The organism is Bradyrhizobium sp. LA6.1, from assembly GCF_040547805.1.
Taxonomy (GTDB): Bacteria; Pseudomonadota; Alphaproteobacteria; order Rhizobiales; family Xanthobacteraceae; genus Bradyrhizobium; species Bradyrhizobium barranii.
Window position 1 is genome coordinate 370,126 of record NZ_JBEPQK010000001.1, and the last position, 22,460, is coordinate 392,585.

Genomic DNA, 22,460 nt, shown 5'->3' on the forward strand with positions numbered 1-22,460 from the left:
GCGGTCGACCTCTCCCCGCAGGCGGGGAGAGGTGAAGCACCGTTTACTTGAACGGCACCGCGTACATCAAGCCGCCCTTGCTCCAGAGGCCGTTGAGGCCGCGGTCGAGCTTGAGCGGGCTCGCCTTGCCGACATTGCGCTCGTAGATCTCGCCGTAATTGCCGGTGGCCTTGATCACCGTCACCAGCCATTTGTTATCGAGACCGAGCCGCGAGCCGAGGTCGCCGGAGGCACCCAGCAGGCGCTGGACCGCCGGCGTCTGTGACTTCGCCATCTCGTCGACATTGCCTTGCGTGACACCGAGTTCCTCGGCCTCGATCAGGCCGTAATGCAACCAGGTGATAATGTCGCTCCAGACTTCGTCACCGTTGCGGGTGAACGGGCCGAGCGGCTCCTTGCTGATGGTCTGCGGCAGCACGACGTAGTCGGCCGGATTCGGCGCCGCGGTCGTCACGGCGCCGGCGAGCGCGGAGGCATCCTGGGTCATGGCATCGCAGCGGCCGCCGAAGAAGGTCTGGTACATGGTGTCGACGCGGTCGAACACCAGCGGCTTCCAGTCGATGCCGTTGGCGCGGCCGTAATCGCCGAGCGTGACTTCATGCGTGGTGCCCTGCGCGACGCAGACAGTCGCACCCTTCAAATCCTTGATCTCCTTCACGCCGAGGTCCTTCTTCACGACAAAGCCCTGGCCGTCATAGAAGTTGACCGGCCCCTGGCGGAGGCCCAGCGTCACGCCGCGCAGATAGGTCTGCGTCGAGTTGCGGTAGAGTACGTCGATCTCGCCCGATTGCAGCGCGGTGAAGCGATTCTGCGCGGTCAGCGAGACGTAGCGCACCTTGCTGGCGTCGCCGAGCACGCCGGCCGCGAGCGCGCGGCAATAATCGACGTCGAGACCCTTGTAATTGCCCTGCGAGTCCGGCGCGGAGAAACCGGCAAAGCCGGCGCTGACGCCGCAGATCAGCGTGCCGCGGCTCTTCACCGTGTCGAGCGTCGCCGCCGACGCGGCAACCGTCGATGCTGCAAGCATGCCGGCTACGATAACCACTTTCCTCATCATATGACTCTCCCCTCAGTGATTGACACTACGCAACACGTTGTCGACGGCGGTGCCGAGCTTGTCGACGATCAGATCGATCTCGGCAGCCGAAGCGATATAGGGCGGCGCCAGCAGCACATGGTCGCCACGGGCGCCGTCCACGGTACCGCCACCGGGATAGCAGCCGAGCCCGTTGGCGAAGGCTTCCGCCTTGATCTTCTGGTTCAGCTTGAGCGCGGGATCGAACGAGGTGCGGCCGGCGCGATCGGCGACGAGCTCGATCGCCCAGAACAGGCCGCGGCCCCTGATGTCGCCGATATGGCGGTGATTGCCGAAGCGCTCGGTCAGGCGCTGCTCGAGTTGCTTGCCGCGCTCCTTGACGCGGTCTAGCAGGCGGTCCTCGCGGATCACATCCTGCACCGCGAGCGCGGCTGCGCAGGCGAGGGGATGCGCCAGATAGGTGTGGCCATGCTGGAACGCGCCGGAGCCCGAGCGGATGGTGTCGATGATCTTGCCGCTCGCGAGCATCGCGCCGATCGGCTGATAGCCGCCGCCGAGACCCTTTGCGATCGCCTGGATATCCGGAGCAACGCCCTCCTGCTCCCAGGCGTGCGTCGTGCCGGTGCGGCCCATGCCGCTCATGACTTCGTCGAGGACGAGGAGGGCGCCATGCCGGTCGCAGATCTCGCGCACCGCCTTGAAGTAGCCGTCCGGTGCCGTCACCGCACCGGCGGTGGCACCGACGACGGGCTCGGCGAGGAACGCGGCGACGGTGTCGGGGCCAAGCCGCTGAAATTCGGCTTCGAGCTCCGCGGCCAGTCGCGCCACGAACTGCGCATCGGATTCGCCCTCGTGCTTCTCGTGATAGGCGAAGGCCGGCGTCACATGGCTGAAGGCACCGGACAGCAGGGGCGCATAGGGCGCGCGCCGCCAGGTATTGCCACCGGCGGCGAGCGCGCCGAGCGTGTTGCCGTGATAGCTCTGCCGCCGCGCAATGAAGTGCTGCCGCTGCGGCTCGCCGCGCTCGATGAAATATTGCCGCGCCAGCTTGATGCTGGCTTCGATCGCCTCCGATCCGCCACTGACGAAATAGGCGTAGGCGAGACCGCCGGGTTCATGCCCGACCAGCGTCTCGGCCAGCGCCTCGGCCGGCTCGGAGGAGAAGAAGGCGGTGTGCGCATAGGCCAGCGTCGAGGCTTGTTTTGCCATCGCCGCGATCACGCGCGGATGCTGATGGCCGAGGCAGGAGACGGCTGCGCCGCCGGAGGCGTCGATCACGCGCCGCCCGTCCTCGGCGAAAAGATAGACGCCTTCGCCGCCGATCGCCTTGGGTGGCGTTTCGCGCAACGAACGGTGCAGCACGCGGCTGGTGCGAGCGGCCATGGGTCAACCTTTCTCTGAAATGTATGTGGAGGCCGCGGCGAGCCGCGCCTCGGTGGTTTCCAGGCGCTTCTTCGCGGCCGTGCCGCCGAGCGAGAATGTGACCGCCGCGAGCGATTGCGCAATCGCGATGGCACCCGTGAGACTCGGGAAGAAGCCGGGGGACGAGGCCGCCTCGAACAGCAGCACGTGGTCGGCGCCTTCTGCCATCGGCGCTGAGAGGCTGTCCGCGATCGCGATCAGCGCTGCGCCGGCACGATGGGCGGCCTGCGCAACGCGGACGCTCGCATGCGTGTAGGGCAGGAAGCCGATGACGATGACGGCTTCGCCGGTACGAAAGGCGCCGAGATCGAGATCGTCGGGGCCGGATGCGCCGACGAGTTGCACCTGTTCGGGACGGAACAGCCGGAGCTCGTAGTTCAAGAGCTCCGCGACGCTCCGGCAGCTTCGGTAACCGGCAATCCAGATACGCTTGGCGTCGTGCAGCGCGCGGGCTGCATCCGCAATCGGCTGGGCCGGAATGCGCAGAAGGCCGGCGCCCTCGGCCTCGAGCTTGTCGGTGACGAGCGCGACATCGGCGTTCGGGCCGTGACGGCGGCTCTTGGCGCGGCCCGAGAAAGGTGAGATCTGCGAAGGCCGCCGCGCTTCGGTGAGTGCCGCGCGCAACTGGTCCCAGCCGGAATAGCCGATGGCCTTGGCAAGCCGCGTGAATGCAGCCGGGTCGGCGCCGGCCTCGGCGGCGAGATCGCGCATCGAACGGGTGGTGGCGTCGTAGTCATTGGCGGCAACGAAGCGGCCGACCTCCTGCAGGCGCAGGGGGAGCGATGGCAACGCAATGCGCAGTTCGCTCAAGGGCGAGGATTTCGTGGGCTCGGCCATGAAACATTTGTTGCACGCTTTTAAGATTGGTGCAACAGTTGACGTGCGCCGCCGGAAATCGTTGCTCGCCAGAAGGATTTTTGTGCTGTGACTTCAGACAGTCCAAGACCGCCGCCCCGCCGTCGCTTCTTCGGCGGATTTGGCCGCCGAGAGCTGCAAGGCCTGTTCTGGCAGGTGCTCGTCGTCGGAATCGTGCTTGGGGTTGTCGCCTTCCTCTGGTCCAACACCGTCACCAATCTCTCGGCCCGCCGCATCACCACCGGCTTCGCTTTCCTCGGCCGGGAAGCCGGCATGCCGATCGCCGACAGCCTGCTCTCTTATAATCCGAGAGACACGTACCTGTGGGCCTTCGTCGTCGGCATCGCCAACACCTTGCGCGTCGCCGTGATCGGCATCGTGCTCGCGACGATCCTGGGCACGCTGATCGGCATTTCGCGTCTCTCCGCCAACTGGCTGTTGTCGCGGCTCGCCGCCGTCTATGTCGAAACGCTCCGCGACATCCCGCTGCTGCTTCAGCTCTTGTTCTGGTACGTGTTGATGCAGGCGCTGCCGGCCGCGCGCGCGGCCTGGCGGCCGGTCGAGGGCGTATTTCTGTCCAATCGCGGCCTGATCCTGCCGGCGATTCCGGTCGGCTCGCCGCAGCTCTGGGTGCTCGGTACAGCCGTGCTCGGGCTTGCCGTGTTCTATCTCATCAGGCGATGGCTGATCGCGCAGCAGATGCGCGACGGCAAGCCGCGGCCGGCGTGGCCCTTTGCGGTTGGCCTCATCGTCGCGCTGCCGGCGGCAATGTCGGTGGCGCTTGGTGTGTCCTGGAAGATCGAATGGCCGGAGCTGCGCGGCTTCAACTTCGTCGGCGGGCTGACGCTCGCGCCGGAGTATTTCGCGCTGCTGATCGCGCTCGTGACCTACACCTCGGCCTTCATTGCCGAGATCGTGCGCAGCGGCATCCAGTCCGTGCCGCGCGGACAATGGGATGCCGCCAATGCGCTCGGCTTGCGCCGCAGCTTCATGCTGCGGCAGATCATCCTGCCCCAGGCGCTGCGCGTCATCGTGCCGCCGATGACGAGCCAGTACCTCAACCTGACCAAGAACGCCTCGCTCGCGGTCGCGATCGGCTACCAGGACGTCGTGTCTGTCGCCAATACCACGCTGAACCAGACCGGGCAGGCGATCGAGGCCATCGCGCTGATCATGGCGGTGTTCTTGACCATCAGCCTCTGCATCAGCTTCTTCATGAACTGGTACAATTCGCGCATCGCGCTGGTGGAGCGCTGATCATGACGGCGATCGCCGATATTCCGGACGCCCCGCGCGCTGCCCGCCGCCCGCAGATGGGCAACCCGGTGCTGCGCTGGCTCCGCACCAATTTGTTCTCGTCGATCCCGAACGCTATTCTTTCGGTCGTGTTGCTGGCAGTCCTCGCCAAGGGCATCTTCAGCTTCGTGCAGTGGGGCATCGCGAATGCCGTGTGGCTCACGCCGGCAAACGACTCCAGCGCCTGCCGCGCCGCGCGCGGCCTCGGTGCCTGCTGGGCGATCATCCCCGAAAAATATCGCTTCATACTGTTCGGCACCTATCCGTTCGACGAGCAGTGGCGGCCGGCGCTGTCGGTGGTGCTGTTCATCGCGCTGTTCTATCTCTCCACCCGCCGCGCCCTGTGGCGGCGCGAGCTGGCCTATATCTGGATCGGCGCGCTGGCGCTGATCAGCGTACTGATGTGGGGCGGCGTGTTCGGCCTCTCCTTCGTCTCGCAGGACCGTTGGGGCGGATTGCCGGTGACACTGATCCTGGCGACGTTTGGATTGGCCTTTGGTTTCCCGCTCGGCATCCTCGTCGCGCTCGGCCGGCGCTCAAAGCTGCCGGCGATCCGCTCGCTCAGCGTGCTCTATGTCGAACTGATCCGCGGCGTGCCGCTGGTGAGCCTGTTGTTCATGGCGAGCGTGATGTTTCCGCTGTTCATGCCGAGCGGCTTCAATATCGACAAGCTGCTGCGCGCGCAGATCGCCATCATCCTGTTCGCGGGCGCGTATCTTGCCGAAGTCATCCGCGGCGGCCTCCAGGCCGTGCCGCGCGGGCAATATGAGGCCGCCGATGCGCTCGGGCTGTCCTACTGGCGCAAGCATCGTCTGATCGTGCTGCCGCAGGCGATCCGCCACGTCATCCCGCCGCTGGTCAACACCTTCATCGCGTTTTTCAAGGACACCAGCCTAGTCCTGATCATCGGCATCTTCGACCTGCTGACGACGGCCAAGACCGCGATCATCGATCCGGCCTGGCAGCAATTCTCGGTCGAGGTCTACATCTTCGTCGCCGCGATCTACTTTGTCTTTTGCTTTGCGATGTCGCGGTACAGTCGCGGCCTGGAGGCGAATACCGCCTCGAGGTGAGCGGCTTTCCCCGCCGCGGGAGCGAGCCAGAAACGCTGGAAGCCTATACTGGAGCGCGAAATGCTTATGCCGCGCCTATATCGCGTGCCTGGATTCAAACTGGCAATCCTACGCGGCGAGATCCATCTGCAATTTGCTGGTGGCACTCACAAGAGGCACGTCACATCATGATGAAATCAGTTCTCGCAGCGTCGGCCATGCTGGTCGCGCTTTGCTCCGCCGCCTCTGCCCACGAGGCAATGAATCACTCGCACATGGCTTCGGCGGCCACCGCCCAGATGTCGGAAACGCATCCGAACTCCTTCGCCTTCGCCGCTCCAACGGATGAGGCCGGATACGATGCGCATCGGTATCACGGCGGGCCGAAAGCGAACGACTAGGGTCTGACCGGCGCACGGCGGGGACGGCCAAGTCCCCGCCGGTGCGGCTCGCGTCAGGCCTTCACCTTGGGATCGATCGGCGTGGAGCCGCGCAGACCCAGAATATCTTCCAATACCTTCGCGCCGGCGATCACCTGCGCATCCGCGCGCGGGGCACCGACGACCTGTACGCCGACCGGGAGGCCAGACGCCGTGAAGCCGCAGGGCAGCGACAGCGACGGGCAGCAGGCGAGCGTGATAGCGTAGACGATGCCGAGCCATTCGACATAGTTCTCGAACTTCTTGCCGGCGCATTCGGCGACATAGCGGTGCTCGATCGGGAAGGGCGGCACGATCGTGGTTGGCGTCAACAGCAGGTCGTAGTTTTTGAAGAACTCGATCGCGCGCGCGGTCATGCCGACGCGTTGCGCCTCGGCGCGCGCGAGCTGCTCGACGGTGAGCTTGAGGCCTTCCTCGATGTTCCAGATCACCTCGGGCTTCAGGAGGTCGCGCTTGGTCCGCAGCAGATTGGCCTTGGTGATCGCGAAATCGAAGGCGCGCAGGACGTGGAAGCATTCATGCGCCTCGCGCCAGTCCGGATGCGCTTCCTCCACGATCGCGCCGGCCTCCGCGAAGCGTTCAGCGGCCTTGCGCGTGATCGCCTTGACCTCGGGATCGACCGGGGTGATGCCGAGATCGGGCGAATAGGCGATGCGCTTCGGCTTCTTGCCTGACTGCGCCGCCGACAGGAACGAGGTCGCAGGTGCGGGCAGCGACAGCGGGTCGTCCGCATAGTCACCGCTCATGGCATCCAACAGCAGCGCAAGATCCTCGACGTTGCGCGCCATCGGCCCCACCACGCCGAGATTGCGGTCGATCGCCGATTTGGGCGTATGTGCGACGCGCCCGATGCTCGGCCGCATGCCGACGACGCCGCAGAACGCCGCGGGGCTGCGCAAGCTGCCGCCCATGTCGGAGCCCTGGGCGAGCCAGGCCATGCCGGTGGCCAGCGCCACGGCCGCGCCGCCGGAGGAGCCGGCCGCAGACTTCGTCGTATCCCAGGGATTGAGGGTCGCGCCGAATACTTCGTTGAAGGTGTTGGCGCCGGCGCCGAATTCCGGTGTGTTCGACTTGGCGTAGACGACCGCGCCATTGCCTTCGAGGTTCTCGACCATGAGATCGGACTGCTTAGGCACATTGTCCCTGAAGATCGGCGAACCCTGTGTGTTCAGCACGCCCGCGACATCGGTCAGGTCCTTGATCGGTACCGGCAGGCCCGCGAGCAGCCCGCGGGCTCCGGCCGGCTTCTGCATCAGCGCCTTGGCGTTGTCCCGCGCGCGTTCGAAGCATAGCGTCGGCAGCGCGTTGACCTTGCCGTCGACCTCACCGATGCGCTTCTCCAGCACATCCAGAAGCTCGAGCGGCGAGACGTCGCCGGATCGCAGCTTGTCGACGACGTCGCGTGCGGTTTCGCGGATCAGGTCTTGAGACAACTATTTTACTCCTGTGCTTATTGTGTCGTCATTGCGAGCGCAGCGAAGCAATCCGAACTGCCACAGCGGATGCATTCCTGGATTGCTTCGCTGCGCTCGCAATGACGGGAAAAACTAACCCCAGCCCGCGCTGATGCCGCCATCCACGGTATAGATGACCCCCGACGTATATCCGGCGCGATCAGACGCCAGGAACGCCATGAGATCGCCGATCTCGCGCGCATGCGCCGGACGGCCGAGCGGCAGACTCTTCTGGAATTCCTTGTAGCGGCTCTCGTCGCCGAACTGGTGCTTTGCCCGCGTCTTGAGCAGGGTGACGTGGCGATCGGTGCCGACCGGGCCGGGATTGATGCCGACCACGCGGATGTTGTCGGCGAGGCTCTTGCCGCCGAGCGCGCGGGTGAAGGCCATCAATGCGGCGTTGCCGGCGCTGCCGCAGATGTAATTGGCGTCGAATTTTTCGCCGGCCGCGCCGATGTCATTGACGATGACGCCGCCGCCCTTCGCCTTCATCTGCGCGTAGATCTGCCGCGTCAGGTTGATGTAGCCGAACACTTTCAATTCCCAGGCGTGCCGCCAGGTCGCCTCGTCGATCTTGTCGATCGAGCCGCCGGGAATGTCGCCGGCATTATTGACGAGCACGTCGATGTCGGCGGCTTCCCTCGCGAGCCGCGCCAAATCCTCGGCCTTGCGCAGGTCCACGATGCTCGTCGCGGCATCGATCTGGTGCGCGGAGCGCAGGCGGTCCGCCAGCGCCTTGAGCTGGTCGCCGCTGCGGGCGGCGAGCAGGAGGTTTGCGCCTTCCTCGGCAAACGCCTCGGCGGCGGCTGCGCCAATGCCTTTGGACGCGCCTGTGATCAGGACGCGCTTGCCACGCAGATGCAGATCCATGAAGGGTACTCGCTCGGTGGGAACATCAGGATCAAACCAGTAGGCGCTCGGCCGCGCCACGGTCAACATTGCAGTGCAGCGTTGCACTGCTGCCGAGTTTGGTCCATTGCAGTGCGGTCAAAAAGGCGGCGGCTGCCGGACCAACCAGGGACGTTCTCGATGAGCAAGAAACAATACCGGATTGCAGTCATTCCCGGCGACGGCATCGGCAAGGAAGTGATGCCCGAGGGCCTGCGCGTTCTGGAGGCAGCGGCGAAGAAGCACGGGGTGTCCCTGCATTTCGACCATTTCGACTTCTCGTCCTGGGACTATTACGAGAAGCACGGCCAGATGATGCCGGACGACTGGAAAGAAAAGATCGGCAAGCATGACGCGATCTATTTCGGCGCCGTCGGCTGGCCGGCCAAGATTCCGGATCACGTCTCGCTGTGGGGGTCGCTGATCAAGTTTCGCCGCGAGTTCGACCAGTATGTGAATTTGCGCCCGGTGCGGCTGATGCCCGGCGTGCCGTCGCCGCTGGCGAACCGCAAGCCCGGCGACATCGATTTCTGGGTGGTGCGAGAGAACACCGAAGGTGAATATTCCTCCGTCGGCGGCCGCATGTTCCCGGACACCGACCGCGAGTTCGTGACGCAGCAGACGGTGATGACCCGCATCGGCGTCGACCGCATCCTGAAATTCGCTTTCGAGCTCGCGCAGTCGCGGCCGAAGAAGCACCTGACCTCGGCGACCAAGTCCAATGGCATCTCCATCACCATGCCCTATTGGGACGAGCGCGTGGAGGCGATGGCGAAGAAGTTTCCGGGCGTGAAGTGGGACAAGTACCACATCGACATTCTGACCGCGAACTTCGTGCTGCATCCCGACTGGTTCGACGTCGTGGTCGGCTCGAATCTGTTCGGCGACATCCTCTCCGATCTCGGCCCGGCCTGCACCGGCACCATCGGCATCGCGCCATCGGGCAACATCAATCCCGAGGGCGATTTCCCCTCGGTGTTCGAGCCGGTGCACGGCTCGGCGCCTGATATTGCGGGGCAGGGCATCGCCAACCCGATCGGCGCGATCTGGTCCGGCGCGATGATGCTCGAGCACCTCGGCGAGAAGGAAGCCGGCAAGTCGATCGTCGATGCGATCGAGCGCACTCTCGCCGAACGCACGCTGCGCACCAAGGATCTCGGCGGTAACGCCGACACCACCGCCTGCGGCAAGGCGGTTGCGGATATGGTGGATTGAGGCGGCAGATCTTCCCCTCTCCCCTTGTGGGAGAGGGTGGCTCGCCGCGTAGCGGCGAGACGGGTGAGGGGTCTGTCTCCGCAGAGACGGGCCTCCCGTCCGAGAAGTTTTTCTTCGCGGAGAGAACCCCTCATCCGGCGCTTCGCGCCACCTTCTCTCACAAGGGGAGAAGGAAAGGGGCAGCGGTGTTTTGGGCGCGCTCTACACATACGATTTCCGCGTCGGATCGAAGATCGGCGGATAATCGTTCTCGTCGAGCAGATCGAGAAACGGGTCGAGTCCCCGGGACTTGATGAGGCCGAGCTCCTGATGCGAGATCAGGTTCACGGTCAGGATCTCCACGGGATCGCTCGCGATCTCCAGCGCCTCGGCGATCTGCTTATCGGGGCCGATGATCGGTGTGAGAAACAGGAACGTCTGGAAGTCCGTTCCTGCAACCGGCGGACACGGCAGCGCGACGCGATGACCAAAACCGAACCAGGTCGTGTCGATGAACGGCAGATTGGCCAGCCAGCGCAGATTGGCGCAAACCTCCTCTGTCGGCTTCCGGACATACCACATCAGCTCGGCACGTGGCTTTGCGTCCCCATGCACCCCCGGCATTCGCTGTTCGCTCATGCCGTTGGTCAGAAGCACATAACCTTCGTCAGATCCCTCCTGGCACACCGGCACGAAATCGCGGCCAAAGGCGTGGATGTCGATGCGGCGCTCGGCGCTGTCCGTGAAGCTGTATTCGGGTTCGTCAAGCTCGCTTTCGTAGATGGCGAGCCGTTGCTGGTAGAGATCGGCCGCGCGGGACGGCCGACTTGAGCCGGACATGAGTTTTGCGAGACGGGAAAGCATGCGAACCTCGGGGCGGGATATCCGCGTTGTCGCAAGACAACGCGGGCCGGTTCAAATCCGTCCCGCGGACACGGCGACGATTCGCCGTGGTCCATACCTTCTTGCGCGATTGTGCATTCGGCCGGAAGTATTCTGCGAGATGCGCTTCGTTCCCGACTAGCCCGCGATTTTCTCGATCGCCGCCTGATCCAGCCCGAACTTCGTCCCGGCCTCCAGGATTTCCTGCCACGTGGTCGGGTCGACCGGAATGCCTTCGGCGAGGCGCTTCTTCCTGGTCTCGCGCTCGGGATCGCCGGCGATCTTCACCTTGTCGACGCCGGAAGCGGGCGGCGAGCCGGTGTGCCAGGCAACAAAACTCTCGACCTCGCTCGCAAGGTTGTCGCCGGTGCCGAGCTTGTCCGGATCGATGACGATCGAGAGCATGCCGTTGAGGACGTTGTACTTGCCGTCGGACGGGCCCTTGACCACCTGCCCGCCGGAGAGCGCGCCGCCGAGGATTTCGCACACCAGTGCGAGGCCGGAGCCCTTGTGCTCGCCGAACGGCAGGATGGCGCCGTGCGGCGGGATCACGGTGTAGCGCGGGTTGGTGGTCGGCTTGCCTTCGTTGTCGACAATGGTGCCGGGCTCGAGCTCGACGCCCTTGTTGTGGGCGACGCGGGTCTTGCCCTGCGCGATCCTGCTGGTGGCGAAGTCGAGCACGATCGGGTCCTTGCCCCTGCGCGGGATGCCCACGCAGAACGGGTTGGTGCCGTGGCGCGCATCGCTGCCGCCCCACGGCGCCACGATCGGGCGCGAGATCACGTTGACGAAGTGGATCGAGACCAGCCCGTGGTCGATGCACTGCTCGGCCCAATGGCCGATGCGGCCGATGTGGTGCGAGTTGGAGAGGCCGACGAGACACACGCCGTTGCGCTTGGCGCGCTCTGCCGCCAGCTCCATCGCCTCGTGCCCGATCACCTGGCCATAGCCGGTGAGGCCGTCGAGCGTGAGGAGCGGACCGGTGTCGAGCACGATCTTGACGTGCGCGTTCACGGCGAGGCCGCCCGTGGTGACGCTCTGGACATAGCGCGGGATCATGCCGACGCCGTGCGAGTCATGTCCTCTAAGATTGGCCTCGACGAGGTTGGTGGACACGAGCTCGGCTTCGCGGTCCGTAGACCCGCCCGCCTTGACGATGGCGCGGATGGCGTTGGTGAGCGGCTCTGCCTTGATGGTGCGGTAGTCGGCCATTGTAGTTGCTCTTATCCTTTCACAATCCGGCGGCAATGAACCCATGCCGCTTCAATGAGGTCCTCGCTGGCTTCCGGCGTGCGGAAGGCCGAATGCGCCGACAGCGTCACGTTTGGAATCTTCGTCAGCGGATGGTCGCCGGGCAGGGGCTCGGTGTTGAAGACGTCGAGGCCGGCATGGCGGATGTGGCCGGACTTCAGCGCGTCGATCATCGCCTGCTCGTCGACGACCGCGGCACGCGCGGTGTTGATCAGGATGACACCGGGCTTCATCGCAAAAATCTTCTCGCGCGTGATCATGCCGCGGGTCTCGTCGTTGAGCAGCAGATGCAGCGACACGACGTCGCTTCTCGCCAGCAGCGTGTCGAGATCGGTGAACTCGACGCCCGGATGGCTCTTTGGCGACCGGTTCCAGGCAATCACCTTCATGCCTGAGCCGACCGCAATTCGTGCGACTTCCGCGGCGATGCCGCCGAAGCCGATCAGGCCGAGCGTCTTGCCGGTGAGCTGCATGCCATCCTCGCGCAGCCAATTGCCGACGCGCATCTCGCGGTCCATCATCGCGATGACGCGGGCCGAGGCCCACATCAGCGCGATCGCGGACTCTGCGACTGCCGTGTCGCCATAGCCTTTGATCAGATGCACGGAGATGCCGAGCTCGGCGAGTTCTTCCGGATTCATGTAGCTGCGCGCGCCGGTGCCGAGGAACACGACGTGCTTGAGGCCGGCGCATTTCTTCGCGACCTCGGTCGGCAGCGCCGTGTGGTCGACGATAGCGATCTCCGCACCATCGAGGACTTCAGGATATTGCTCGGGCTTGATGTCGGGATCCCTGTGAATCCGCACCTTGGGGTCGCCGGGCTTCTCCAGTCGCTCCATGATCACGGCGAGGGCTTCGTTGGCGTCGACGAAAACTCCGCGCATGGCTCTCTCCGATCAGGACGCGACGCCGGCGATCGCCAGCACGGTATGCATCAGGACGTTGGTGCCTGCGGCGCAGTCGGGCTGCGTGGCGTCTTCCAGCTCGTTGTGGCTGATGCCGTCCTTGCAGGGTACGAACACCATCGCCGCCGGCATGACGGTGTTGAGGTTGCAGGCATCGTGGCCGGCGCCGGAGGTGATGCGGCGCGAGGAATAGCCGAGCGTCTTCGCTGCGTTCTCGACCGCCGCGATCAGCTTGGGATCGAAATGCGTCGGCGGCTTGCGCCAGACCAGGTCGATCTTGACCTCGACCTTGCGGCGCGCGGCAATCTCGGCAATGGCGGCGCGCAGATCGCGATCGAGCGCGTCCATGATGGCGCCATCCGCGCTGCGGCAATCCATGGTGAAGGCGATCTCGCCGGGAATGACGTTGCGCGATGGGTTTGCGACCACGGCCTCGCCGATGGTGCCGACTGCCTTGGGCCCATGCTTCTTCGCAATGGCCTCCATCGCCAGCACGATTTCGGAGAGCGTCGCGAGCGCATCGCGCCGCAGTGGCATCGGCGTCGACCCGGCATGGCTCTCGAAGCCGGAAATCTTGCCGTCGTACCAGAGCACGCCCTGGCCGGAATCGACCACGCCGATGGTCTTGCCTTCGGCCTCGAGGATCGGACCCTGCTCGATGTGCAGCTCGACGAAGCAGCCGAGCTTCTGGAAGCCGACCGGCTTGTCGCCGCGATAGCTGATGCTGTCGAGCGCCTGGCTGACGGTCGTGCCGTCGATATCCTTGCGCGACAGGATGTCGTCGGTGGTGAAATCGCCGACGTAAGCGGCGGAGGCCATCATCGCCGGTGCGAAGCGCGAGCCTTCCTCGTTGGTCCAGTTGACGACGCAGATCGGCGCTTCGGTTTCGATGCCGGCGTCGTTCAGCGTGCGGATCACCTCCAGCGCGCCGAGCGTCCCCAGAATGCCGTCATACTTGCCGCCTGTCGGCTGGGTGTCGAGATGCGAGCCGATGCCGACGGGCAGCTTAGTCATGTCGCGGCCCTTGCGCAGGCCGAACTGTGAGCCGAGCGCGTCCGTGTGCACCTCGAGGCCGGCGTCCTCGCAAGCCTTGCGGAACCAGTCGCGCACCTGCTTGTCTTCGCTGCTCAGCGTTAGCCGCCGCACACCGCCCTTGGCCGTCCCGCCAAACTGGGCGGTCTCGTGGATGGAGCCCCAGAGGCGGGCGGAATCGATTTGCAGATTGGTGGCGGCTCGGCTCATGCGGTCGGTCTCTCGGTTGTCCGGCGCTTTTTCAATGACGCGCCGGCGCGGACTCGTCAACCGCGAGGCTGCTCTGCGCAATCTGCCGCGCGAGCTCGGCGACGCGCTCCACCGCGACGACGTCAGGCGAGGCGAGCCAGCTCGCTGTGAATGTCAGCGGCGCTATGGCGAGATCGGTTTCGAGCAGCTGTAACCGCCCGTCGGCGAGCTCGTTCTCGACGATGGCATCTGGGATCACGGCGATGCCGAGCCCTTCGACCGCCATGTGAATGACCGTCGCCAGCGATGCGGACGCATGCAGCCGGATCGGCGGCAGCTCCGGCCGGTCGAAGACTTCGCGCACGACCTCGTAAGGCCTGGTCTTGCGCGGGAAGGTGATGATCGGAAACCGCGCGAGGTCGGCGCGCGTCACCGGGCCGTCGCCGAGCCCGAGCGAGGGGCTTGCGAGAAAGCCGATCGGATAATCCGCGAGCACGCGATTGTGGACGCCCGAGGCCGACAGCGGCCCCACCACGAAGGCAAGCTCGATCTCCTGCGCGAGCAGGCGCGCAGTGAGGTTCGGCGTGATGTCGACCTCGATCTCCAGCGACAGGTTCGGATAGACCTCGTTCATGCTCTTGACGAGCCGCGGCAGCCAAGTGTGCACGATGGTCTCGGCGACGCCGAGGCGCATCACGCCGCGCATCGCCGAGCGGTCGCCGATCTCGGCGATCATCGCCGCCCTCAGACCGATCAGCTTCTCGGCATAGACCATCATCTGCCGGCCGCTCGGCGTCGGCGAAGCAACGCGATGATCGCGATTGAGGAGCTTCACGCCCATCTCGCGCTCGAGCTGGGCGATGCGCTGGGAGATCGCCGGCTGGGTCGTATTGAGCCGTGCTGCGGCGCCGCGAAAGCTGCCGAGCTTCACAACCCAGAGGAAGGTTTCGATCGACCTGAAGTCCAGCATGAGAAGGATTTTCCCGATCGATAAATCTAATTTATCAAGATCGATTAGAAAGGAAGATTAGACTTTATAGCATGCTTGGTGTTGGCTGTCTTTGTCGAGTTTATAGGCAGGTCGATCAAATGACTGTTTTGGTGGCAGCGCAGCAAACTGAAACGCCCGACACGCTCCCGAGCCGCCTGGCACGGCTCGCCTATCGCGGCGGCCAGGTCGGATCTACCGCCGGCGTCGCTCCCGGCTTCGTCCAGGGCAATCTGGCGATCCTGCCGGCCGAATACGCCAGCGCCTTTCACCGCTTCTGCCAGCTCAATCCGAAGCCGTGCCCGATCATCGGCATGTCCGACGTCGGCAGCCCGCACATCCCCGCGCTCGGCGCCGATCTCGACATCCGCACCGACGTGCCGCGTTATCGTATCTGGCGCGACGGCGAGGTGGTGGACGAGCCGACCGACGTGACCAAGCATTGGCGCGACGATCTCGTGACCTTCGTGCTCGGCTGCTCGTTCTCGTTCGAAGAGGCGTTGCTCGACGAGGGCATGCCGATCCGCCACATCGAGCAGAACGTGCGCGTGCCGATGTACCGCACCAACATCGCCTGCGGCGAGGCCGGTCCGTTCGCCGGTCCCATGGTGGTGTCGATGCGTCCGTTCAAGCCGGCCGATGCGATCCGCGCGGTGCAGATCACCTCGCGTTATCCCGCCGTGCACGGTGCCCCCGTGCATCTCGGCCATCCGCATTTGATCGGCATCAAGGACATCGCCAAGCCGGATTACGGCGATCCCGTGCCCGTCGCCGACGACGAGATCCCGGTGTTCTGGGCCTGCGGCGTGACGCCGCAATCGGTGATCAACGCCGCCAGGCTGCCGTTCGCGATCACGCATTCGCCCGGCCTGATGCTGGTGACGGATCTGAAGAACCGGAACATGGCCGTGATTTAGTAGGCAGCGTTTGCTGCTTCTTCGGGCTTTACCGCATCCATCAATCGCTCCATTCGATCAGTCGAAATTTAGTAACAGGGGACTTTGCCATGACGATCTCTCGCCGTGACGTGCTGCTTGGTGCCACAGCCACTGCCGCGCTGGTGCCGCTCGCTGCACGCGCCCAGACCTCCGAGGTCGTGATCGGCGTGATCTATCCGTTCTCCGGCGGCAGCGCGCAGCAGGGCGTCGACGCGCAGAAGGCCTATGAGACCGCGCTGGAGGTCATCAACAAGGACACGGATTTCGATCTGCCGCTGGCCAAGGGCGAGGGTCTGCCGGGCCTCGGCGGCGCAAAAGTCCGCCTCGTGTTCGCCGACCACCAGGCCGATCCGCAAAAGGGCCGCGCCGAGGCCGAGCGCCTGATCACGCAGGAGAAGGTCTCCGCGATCATCGGCACCTATCAAAGCGCGGTCGCCGTCACCGTCAGCCAGATCTGCGAACGCTACCAGATCCCGTTCGTCTCCGCCGACAACTCCTCGCCGAGCCTGCATCGCCGCGGCCTCAAATATTACTTCCGCGCCGCCCCGCATGACGAGATGTACTCGGCTGCGATGTTCGACTTCTTCGATGCCTTGAAGAAGAAGGGCACCAAGATCGAGACGCTGTCGCTGTTCCACGAGGACACCATCTTCGGCACCGATTCCGGCAACGCCCAGGCCAAGATCGCCGGCGAGCGCGGCTACAAGATCGTCACCGACATCAAGTATCGCGCCAATTCGCCGTCGCTGTCGGCCGAGGTGCAGCAGCTCAAGAGCGCCAATGCCGACGTGCTGATGCCCTCGAGCTACACCACGGACGGCATCCTGCTCGTCAAGACCATGGGCGAGCTCGGCTACAAGCCGAACGCGATCGTGGCGCAGGACGCCGGCTTCTCGGAGAAGGCGCTCTATGATGCCGTCGGCGACAAGCTCGAAGGCGTGATCTCGCGCGGCACCTTCTCGCTCGATCTCGCGCAGAAGCGTCCCATGGTCGGCAAGATCAACGAGATGTTCAAGGCGCGCTCGGGCAAGGACTTCAACGACCTGACCTCGCGCCAGTTCATGGGCCTGATCATCCTGGCCGACGCCATCAACCGCGCCAAGTCGGCCGACGGCGAGAAGATCCGCGATGCACTGGCTGCGACCGACATCCCGGGTGAGCAGACCATCATGCCCTGGAAGCGCGTCAAGTTCGACGAGGCCGGCCAGAACAACGACGCCGACCCGGTGCTGCTGCAATATATCGGCGGCAAGTTCGTCACCATCTTCCCGCCGCAGGCCGCGATTGCGGAAGCGACCTGGCCGATGAAGTAAGATTGGGAAGCGGGAGCTCGGACGTAGCTCCCGCCCTCATCCTGAGGAGCGGGCGTAGCCCGCGTCTCGAAGGACGAGGGCTGGGCCATCCTTCGAGACGCGCGCTGGTGCGCGCTCCTCAGGATGAGGATCTATTTCGGGGGACGACTTTTGACAGCTCAAGCCATTATCCAGAGTCTCGCGAGCGGCCTTCTGATGGGCCTGCTCTACGGACTGATCGCGGTCGGCCTCGCGCTGATTTTCGGCCTGATGGACGTCACGAACTTCGCCCATGGCGAATTCCTGATGATCGCGATGTACCTGTCCTTCTTTCTGTTCGCGTTCTTCGCGATCGATCCCCTGCTGTCGGCCCCATTGGTTGCCGCGGCGATGTTCGTGTTCGGAGCGGTGGTCTATCTACTCCTTGTACGCTTCGCCATGCGGGCCAAGGCCAATGCCGGCATGGTGCAGATCTTCACGACTTTCGGCCTTGCGATCGTGATGCGCGGCCTCGCGCAGTACTTCTTCACGCCGGACTATCGCAGCATTCCACAGTCCTGGCTCGGCGGTAAAACCATCTCGGTCGCCGGCATCTTCCTGCCCGAGCCGCAGCTCATCGGTGCGCTGGTCTCGATCGCGGCCTTCGCCGGGCTCTACCTCTTCATCCACCGCACCGACTTCGGCCGCGCGCTGGAAGCCACCCGCGAGGATCCCGGCGCCGTTGCGCTCGTCGGCATCGACAAGAACCGCGTGTTCGCGTTCGGCTGGGGCCTCGGCGCCGCGCTGGTCGGTCTCGCCGGTGCGATCATGGCGGTGTTCTTCTACATCTATCCCGATGTCGGCGCGTCGTTCGCGCTGATCGCCTACGTCACCGTGGCGCTCGGCGGCTTCGGCAGCGTGTTCGGCGCCTTCGCCGGCGGCATCATTGTCGGCCTGGTCGAAGCGGTGACCGCGCTAGTGTTGCCGCCATCGCTGAAGTCCGTCGGCATCTATGCCGTCTATCTCCTCGTCGTCTTCATCCGGCCGCGCGGCCTGTTCGGGTCGATGTGATGGACAAGGCTTTTGCAGCGCGGCGCCGCCGCGACCTCATCATCGCCGCAGTGCTGGCCGGGCTCGCAGCGCTGGCTCCGCTGTTGATCAAGGATGTTTACGTCCAGAACATCCTGATCCTGACCCTGATGTATGCGGCGCTGTCGCAGAGCTGGAACATCCTGTCCGGCTATTGCGGACAGATCTCGCTGGGGCACGCGCTCTATTTTGGCATCGGCGCCTACACCACCGAGCTGCTGTTCACCAAGTTCGGCGTGCTGCCCTGGTTCGGCATGCTCGCCGGCGGCGTGATTGCGGCGATCATCGCAATGGGGCTCGGCTATCCCTTCTTCCGCCTGCGCGGCCATTACTTCGTGATCGCGACCATCGTCATCGCCGAGATCGGACTGCTCTTGTTCCAGAACTGGGAATGGGCGGGGGCTGCCATGGGAATCACTGTTCCCGTGCGCGGCGACAGCTGGCTGAAATTCCAGTTCATGCGCAGCAAGCTGCCGTACTTCTATTTCGCGCTGGTGCTGTGCAGCCTCGCCTGGTTCGTCACCTGGTGGCTGGAGGACTCCAAATGGGGCTTTTGGTGGCGCGCGGTGAAGGACAATCCGGAAGCGGCCGAGAGCCTCGGCGTCGTCGTGTTCAACTCCAAGATGGGCGCGGCCGCGGTCTCCGCCTTCCTCGTCGCCATCGGCGGCGCGTTCTATGCGCAGTTTCTCGCCTATATCGACCCTGAAAGCGTGATGGGCTTCCAGTTCTCGCTGCTGATGGCGTTGCCGGCCGTGCTCGGCGGCATCGGCACCCTCTGGGGGCCTGTGCTTGGGGCTGCCATCCTGATCCCGATGACGGAGCTGACGCGCTCTTATATCGGTGGCTCAGGCCGTGGCGTTGACCTCATCGTCTACGGCGCCCTGATCGTCGCGATCTCGCTGGCCCTGCCGCGCGGCTTGGTGAGCCTGTTCTCCCGTTCGAAAGCAAGAGGAGCTACGCGATGACTGCGCTCCTTGAAACCCGCGGCGTCTGGCAGCGGTTCGGCGGCCTCGTCGCCAACAGCGATGTCTCAATCTCGGTCGGCCGCGGCGAGATCGTCGGTCTGATCGGGCCGAACGGTGCCGGCAAGTCGACGCTGTTCAATCTCATCGCCGGCGTCCTGCCGCCGACGCAAGGGTCGATCTGGTTCGACGGCGAGGATGTCACCAACATGCCGGCGGCCGAGCGCTGCCAGCGTGGCGTCGGGCGCACCTTCCAGGTGGTCAAGAGCTTCGAGACCATGACTGTTATCGACAACGTCATCGTCGGTGCTCTCGTGCGCAACACCGTGATGCGCGAGGCACGCCGCAAGGCGCATGAGGTGCTCGAATTCACCGGCCTTGCCGCGCGCGCCGACGTGCTCGCGAGCGACCTCGTGCCGGCCGAGAAACGCCGCCTCGAAGTTGCCCGTGCGCTGGCGACCGAACCAAAGCTGCTGCTGCTGGATGAAGTCCTGACCGGCCTGACGCCGACCGAGGCGCAGACCGGCGTCGCGCTGGTGCGCAAGGTGCGTGATGCCGGCATCACCGTGTTGATGGTCGAGCATGTCATGGAGATCGTGATGCCACTGGTCGACCGCGCCATCGTGCTCGACCTCGGCAAGGTGCTGGTCGAGGGTAAGCCGTCCGACGTCGTCCGCGATCCCAAGGTGATCAGCGCATATCTGGGAGATCGTCATGCTGTCGGTGCATGAAGTCACGACCGCCTATCAGGGTCTGGTCGCGATCTCCGCGGTCTCGATCGAGGTCCAGAAGGGCGAGATCGTCTGCGTTGCCGGCGCCAATGGCGCGGGCAAGTCGACGCTGCTCAAATCCATTGCTGGCGCTGAGCGTCCGCGCTCGGGCTCCGTGACGTTCGACGGCAAGCGCCTCGACGGCATGGCGCAGCATCACGTCACCGCCACCGGCATCGCCTATGTGCCGGAGAATCGCCGCCTGTTCCCGCGCCTGTCGGTGCGCGACAATCTCCGCCTCGGCAGTTACCTGTACCGCGGTGACGCCGACCGCGAAGGTCCGCTCGACCTCGTCTTCACGCTGTTCCCGCGTCTCCAGGAACGTTTGGAGCAGCGCGCCGAGACGCTGTCCGGCGGCGAGCAGCAGATGCTCGCGATCGGCCGGGCGCTGATGACGCGCCCGCGGCTGTTGATGCTGGACGAGCCCTCGCAAGGCATCATGCCGAAGCTGGTCGACGAAATCTTCCAGGCGGTACTGCGCATCCGCGACGCCGGCATGACCGTGCTGATCGTCGAGCAGCGCATGGCCGAGTGCCTCGAAATTGCCGACCGCGCCTACATCCTGCAAACCGGCCGCGTGCTGATGCAGGGCCCGGCCGCGGAGATCAGGGGGAACCCGGACGTACGGAAGGCGTATCTGGGGCTGTAGCTGCAAAGTGTTGGGCGCGCGCGTCCCACACTCTCGGTGTCATCGCCCGACTTGATCGGGCGATCCAGTATTCCAGAGACGTCAGAGAGATACGGATAAGCTGCGGCGTACTGGATTCCCCGCCTTCGCGGGGAATGACAGCGTTGCGCGGGGCGGTCCTGCCCGACTCTCGACCGCACGAAGCTTAGTGCTCGTGCCCATGCTCCGGCAGCGTCACCCCGAACACCTTCACCAGATCCTTCACCTGCTCCGGCGACAGATACCGCGGGTTCACCCCCCGCAGCAGCAGGTACAGCTTCGCCGTCTCCTCCAGCTCCTCCGTCGCGAACACCGCGGCCTCCAGCGTGTCGCCGGCGACCACCGGGCCGTGATTGGCGAGCAGCACGGATGAATATTTGCCCGCCAGTCCCTTGATCGCATCCGCAACCGCGGGATCGCCGGGGCGGTAATAGGGCACAAGCGCGGTGGCGCCGCATTTCATCAGATAATAGGCCGTCATCGGTGGCAGCGCGGCGCGCGGGTCGATCTCGGGCAGCATCGAGAGCGCGACCGAATGGGTGGAGTGCAGATGCACGATCGCCCGCGCGCTTTCGCGCGTGTCGTAGAGCGCGGTGTGCAGCGGAACTTCCTTGGTCGGCGCATCGCCCGAGAGGAGGCGCCCCCGTGCGTCCAGCCGCGACAGTCGCGCCGGGTCGAGGAAGCCGAGCGAGGCGTTGGTGGGGGTGACGAGCCAACCCCCGTCGTGCATCTTGACGCTGATATTGCCGGAAGAGCCCGGTGTCAGGCCGCGCTCGAACAAGGACCGTCCGAAGCGGCAGATATCCTCACGCAGCCGGGTCTCGTTGCTCATAGCCGTCATGCCCGCTTGTCTCACGCTTTGGCAGCGCGGCCAAGCCGTGTTATTCGGATCAGTGAGCCGCCGCAAAGGGCGGCCGTCCTGGAAACGTTCGCAAGGGTCAGTTGCATGTCCGCCTCCACGTCACAAAATCAGCGTATCGCGGTCATCGGGCTCGGCTCGATGGGGTTCGGCATGGCGACCTCGCTGAAGCGCGCTGGTCATGTTGTGACCGGCTGCGACGTCTCGGCTGACGCGGTGGCGCGTTTCGTGAAGGACGGCGGCGCAGGCGCCAGCACGCCGGCGGAAGCGGCCAAGGGCGCCGACATCGTCGTCAGCGTCGTCGTCAATGCCGCGCAGACCGAGACCATCCTGTTCGGCAAGGATGGCGTCGCCGAGACCCTGCCGAAGGACAGCGTCTTCCTGTCCTCCGCAACCATGGACCCGGATGTGGCCCGTCGCCTCGCAAAGCAGTTGGAGGCGACCGGCCGTCACTATCTGGATGCGCCGATCTCCGGCGGCGCGCAGCGCGCGGCCCAAGGCGAACTGACGATCCTTGCCTCCGGCAGTCCCGCTGCCTTTGCAAAGGCACGGCCGGCGCTCGATGCCATGGCGGCAAAACTGTACGAGCTCGGCGATGCCGCAGGGCAGGGCGCCGCCTTCAAGATGATCAACCAGTTGCTCGCCGGTGTGCATATCGCCGCCGCCAGCGAAGCGATGGCGTTCGCCGCCAAGCAGGGCCTCGACATCCGCAAGGTCTATGAGGTGATCACGGCCTCCGCCGGCAATTCCTGGATGTTCGAGAACCGCATGCCGCACGTGCTCGACGGCGATTACACGCCGCGCAGCGCGGTCGAGATCTTCGTCAAGGACCTCGGCATCATCCAGGACATGGCGCGCAGCGCCCGCTTCCCGGTGCCGGTCTCGGCCGCCGCTCTCCAGATGTTCCTGATGACGTCAGCTGCCGGCATGGGCCGCGATGACGACGCCTCGGTGGCGCGCATGTACGCGCAGGTCACCGGCGTCAAACTTCCCGGCGACAAGTAAAGCCAAGAGGATTCC

22 protein-coding genes are annotated in these 22,460 nt (G+C 64.9%); 11 read left to right on the top strand and 11 right to left on the bottom strand.

What is annotated here, in order from left to right; translation table 11 throughout:
• Positions 1-43: 43 nt before the first annotated feature.
• From ABIB99_RS01695 to ABIB99_RS01705, 3 genes are read right to left on the bottom strand one after another with little or no spacing between them, the layout of a single operon-like run.
• Positions 44-1,057 carry an amino acid ABC transporter substrate-binding protein gene (locus ABIB99_RS01695; protein ID WP_063984716.1) on the bottom strand — a complete coding sequence of 338 codons (1,014 nt, stop codon included), beginning with the start codon at positions 1,055-1,057 and terminating at the stop codon, positions 44-46.
• Positions 1,058-1,069: 12 nt separating this feature from the next.
• The gene (locus ABIB99_RS01700) at positions 1,070-2,419 is read right to left on the bottom strand and encodes an aspartate aminotransferase family protein (protein ID WP_063984715.1); all 1,350 of its coding nucleotides are present in this window, start codon (positions 2,417-2,419) and stop codon (positions 1,070-1,072) included.
• A 3-nt stretch (positions 2,420-2,422) separates the two neighbouring features.
• Positions 2,423-3,295: a MurR/RpiR family transcriptional regulator gene (locus tag ABIB99_RS01705; RefSeq protein ID WP_063984714.1), complete on the bottom strand. Its 873-nt coding sequence runs from the start codon at positions 3,293-3,295 to the stop codon at positions 2,423-2,425.
• Positions 3,296-3,382: 87 nt separating this feature from the next.
• Here ABIB99_RS01705 and ABIB99_RS01710 point away from each other — a divergent pair, with 87 nt between their 5' ends.
• The 3 genes from ABIB99_RS01710 to ABIB99_RS01720 all read left to right on the top strand — a co-directional run bounded on the left by ABIB99_RS01710 (position 3,383) and on the right by ABIB99_RS01720 (position 6,062).
• Positions 3,383-4,570, top strand: coding sequence for an amino acid ABC transporter permease (locus tag ABIB99_RS01710; protein WP_354174582.1), 1,188 nt, complete (start codon positions 3,383-3,385; stop codon positions 4,568-4,570).
• Between the two features lie 2 nt (positions 4,571-4,572).
• Complete coding sequence (locus ABIB99_RS01715) at positions 4,573-5,682, top strand: amino acid ABC transporter permease (protein WP_231144412.1); 1,110 nt, start codon at positions 4,573-4,575, stop codon at positions 5,680-5,682.
• A gap of 197 nt (positions 5,683-5,879) precedes the next feature.
• Positions 5,880-6,062, top strand: a complete 183-nt coding sequence (locus ABIB99_RS01720) for a hypothetical protein (protein ID WP_135215961.1) — start codon at positions 5,880-5,882, stop codon at positions 6,060-6,062.
• A gap of 53 nt (positions 6,063-6,115) precedes the next feature.
• Here the strand turns inward: ABIB99_RS01720 and ABIB99_RS01725 are convergent, their stop codons facing one another.
• Both ABIB99_RS01725 and ABIB99_RS01730 read right to left on the bottom strand, forming a co-directional pair.
• Positions 6,116-7,534: an amidase gene (locus tag ABIB99_RS01725; protein WP_354174585.1), complete on the bottom strand. Its 1,419-nt coding sequence runs from the start codon at positions 7,532-7,534 to the stop codon at positions 6,116-6,118.
• A 114-nt stretch (positions 7,535-7,648) separates the two neighbouring features.
• A complete protein-coding gene (locus ABIB99_RS01730; RefSeq protein ID WP_063984709.1) occupies positions 7,649-8,425 on the bottom strand; it encodes an SDR family oxidoreductase in 777 nt (258 codons plus the stop codon).
• Positions 8,426-8,584: 159 nt separating this feature from the next.
• On the opposite strand from ABIB99_RS01730, the gene ABIB99_RS01735 reads away from it, so the two are divergent.
• The gene (locus ABIB99_RS01735) at positions 8,585-9,658 is read left to right on the top strand and encodes a tartrate dehydrogenase (protein ID WP_063984708.1); all 1,074 of its coding nucleotides are present in this window, start codon (positions 8,585-8,587) and stop codon (positions 9,656-9,658) included.
• 201 nt (positions 9,659-9,859) lie between these two features.
• Here the strand turns inward: ABIB99_RS01735 and ABIB99_RS01740 are convergent, their stop codons facing one another.
• The 5 genes from ABIB99_RS01740 to ABIB99_RS01760 all read right to left on the bottom strand — a co-directional run bounded on the left by ABIB99_RS01740 (position 9,860) and on the right by ABIB99_RS01760 (position 14,866).
• Complete coding sequence (locus tag ABIB99_RS01740) at positions 9,860-10,501, bottom strand: suppressor of fused domain protein (RefSeq protein WP_354174588.1); 642 nt, start codon at positions 10,499-10,501, stop codon at positions 9,860-9,862.
• Between the two features lie 156 nt (positions 10,502-10,657).
• Positions 10,658-11,731: a malate/lactate/ureidoglycolate dehydrogenase gene (locus ABIB99_RS01745; protein WP_354174590.1), complete on the bottom strand. Its 1,074-nt coding sequence runs from the start codon at positions 11,729-11,731 to the stop codon at positions 10,658-10,660.
• 11 nt (positions 11,732-11,742) lie between these two features.
• On the bottom strand, positions 11,743-12,654 hold the full coding sequence (locus tag ABIB99_RS01750) for an NAD(P)-dependent oxidoreductase (protein WP_354174592.1): 912 nt from the start codon (positions 12,652-12,654) through the stop codon (positions 11,743-11,745).
• Positions 12,655-12,666: 12 nt separating this feature from the next.
• The gene (locus tag ABIB99_RS01755; protein ID WP_354174593.1) at positions 12,667-13,917 is read right to left on the bottom strand and encodes a Zn-dependent hydrolase; all 1,251 of its coding nucleotides are present in this window, start codon (positions 13,915-13,917) and stop codon (positions 12,667-12,669) included.
• Positions 13,918-13,948: 31 nt separating this feature from the next.
• Positions 13,949-14,866: a LysR family transcriptional regulator gene (locus ABIB99_RS01760; RefSeq protein ID WP_071915762.1), complete on the bottom strand. Its 918-nt coding sequence runs from the start codon at positions 14,864-14,866 to the stop codon at positions 13,949-13,951.
• Positions 14,867-14,985: 119 nt separating this feature from the next.
• Between ABIB99_RS01760 and ABIB99_RS01765 the strand changes: the two genes are divergently transcribed.
• The 6 genes from ABIB99_RS01765 (at position 14,986) to ABIB99_RS01790 (ending at position 20,563) form a co-directional block, all read left to right on the top strand.
• Complete coding sequence (locus ABIB99_RS01765; protein WP_166351160.1) at positions 14,986-15,801, top strand: putative hydro-lyase; 816 nt, start codon at positions 14,986-14,988, stop codon at positions 15,799-15,801.
• A gap of 89 nt (positions 15,802-15,890) precedes the next feature.
• Positions 15,891-17,135, top strand: a complete 1,245-nt coding sequence (locus tag ABIB99_RS01770; protein WP_354174596.1) for an ABC transporter substrate-binding protein — start codon at positions 15,891-15,893, stop codon at positions 17,133-17,135.
• Positions 17,136-17,285: 150 nt separating this feature from the next.
• Positions 17,286-18,164 carry a branched-chain amino acid ABC transporter permease gene (locus ABIB99_RS01775; protein WP_354174598.1) on the top strand — a complete coding sequence of 293 codons (879 nt, stop codon included), beginning with the start codon at positions 17,286-17,288 and terminating at the stop codon, positions 18,162-18,164.
• Positions 18,164-19,147: a branched-chain amino acid ABC transporter permease gene (locus tag ABIB99_RS01780; protein WP_063984699.1), complete on the top strand. Its 984-nt coding sequence runs from the start codon at positions 18,164-18,166 to the stop codon at positions 19,145-19,147. The genes ABIB99_RS01775 and ABIB99_RS01780 overlap by 1 nt, the downstream gene beginning before the upstream one ends.
• A complete protein-coding gene (locus tag ABIB99_RS01785) occupies positions 19,144-19,875 on the top strand; it encodes an ABC transporter ATP-binding protein (RefSeq protein WP_028146884.1) in 732 nt (243 codons plus the stop codon). The genes ABIB99_RS01780 and ABIB99_RS01785 overlap by 4 nt, the downstream gene beginning before the upstream one ends.
• Positions 19,859-20,563, top strand: a complete 705-nt coding sequence (locus ABIB99_RS01790) for an ABC transporter ATP-binding protein (protein ID WP_354174601.1) — start codon at positions 19,859-19,861, stop codon at positions 20,561-20,563. Before ABIB99_RS01785 ends, ABIB99_RS01790 begins: the two co-directional genes overlap by 17 nt.
• 184 nt (positions 20,564-20,747) lie before the next feature.
• Here the strand turns inward: ABIB99_RS01790 and otnC are convergent, their stop codons facing one another.
• A complete protein-coding gene (otnC, locus tag ABIB99_RS01795; RefSeq protein ID WP_354174603.1) occupies positions 20,748-21,422 on the bottom strand; it encodes a 3-oxo-tetronate 4-phosphate decarboxylase in 675 nt (224 codons plus the stop codon).
• Positions 21,423-21,527: 105 nt separating this feature from the next.
• Between otnC and ltnD the strand changes: the two genes are divergently transcribed.
• Positions 21,528-22,445, top strand: a complete 918-nt coding sequence (ltnD, locus tag ABIB99_RS01800) for an L-threonate dehydrogenase (protein WP_354174605.1) — start codon at positions 21,528-21,530, stop codon at positions 22,443-22,445.
• Positions 22,446-22,460 lie beyond the last annotated feature (15 nt).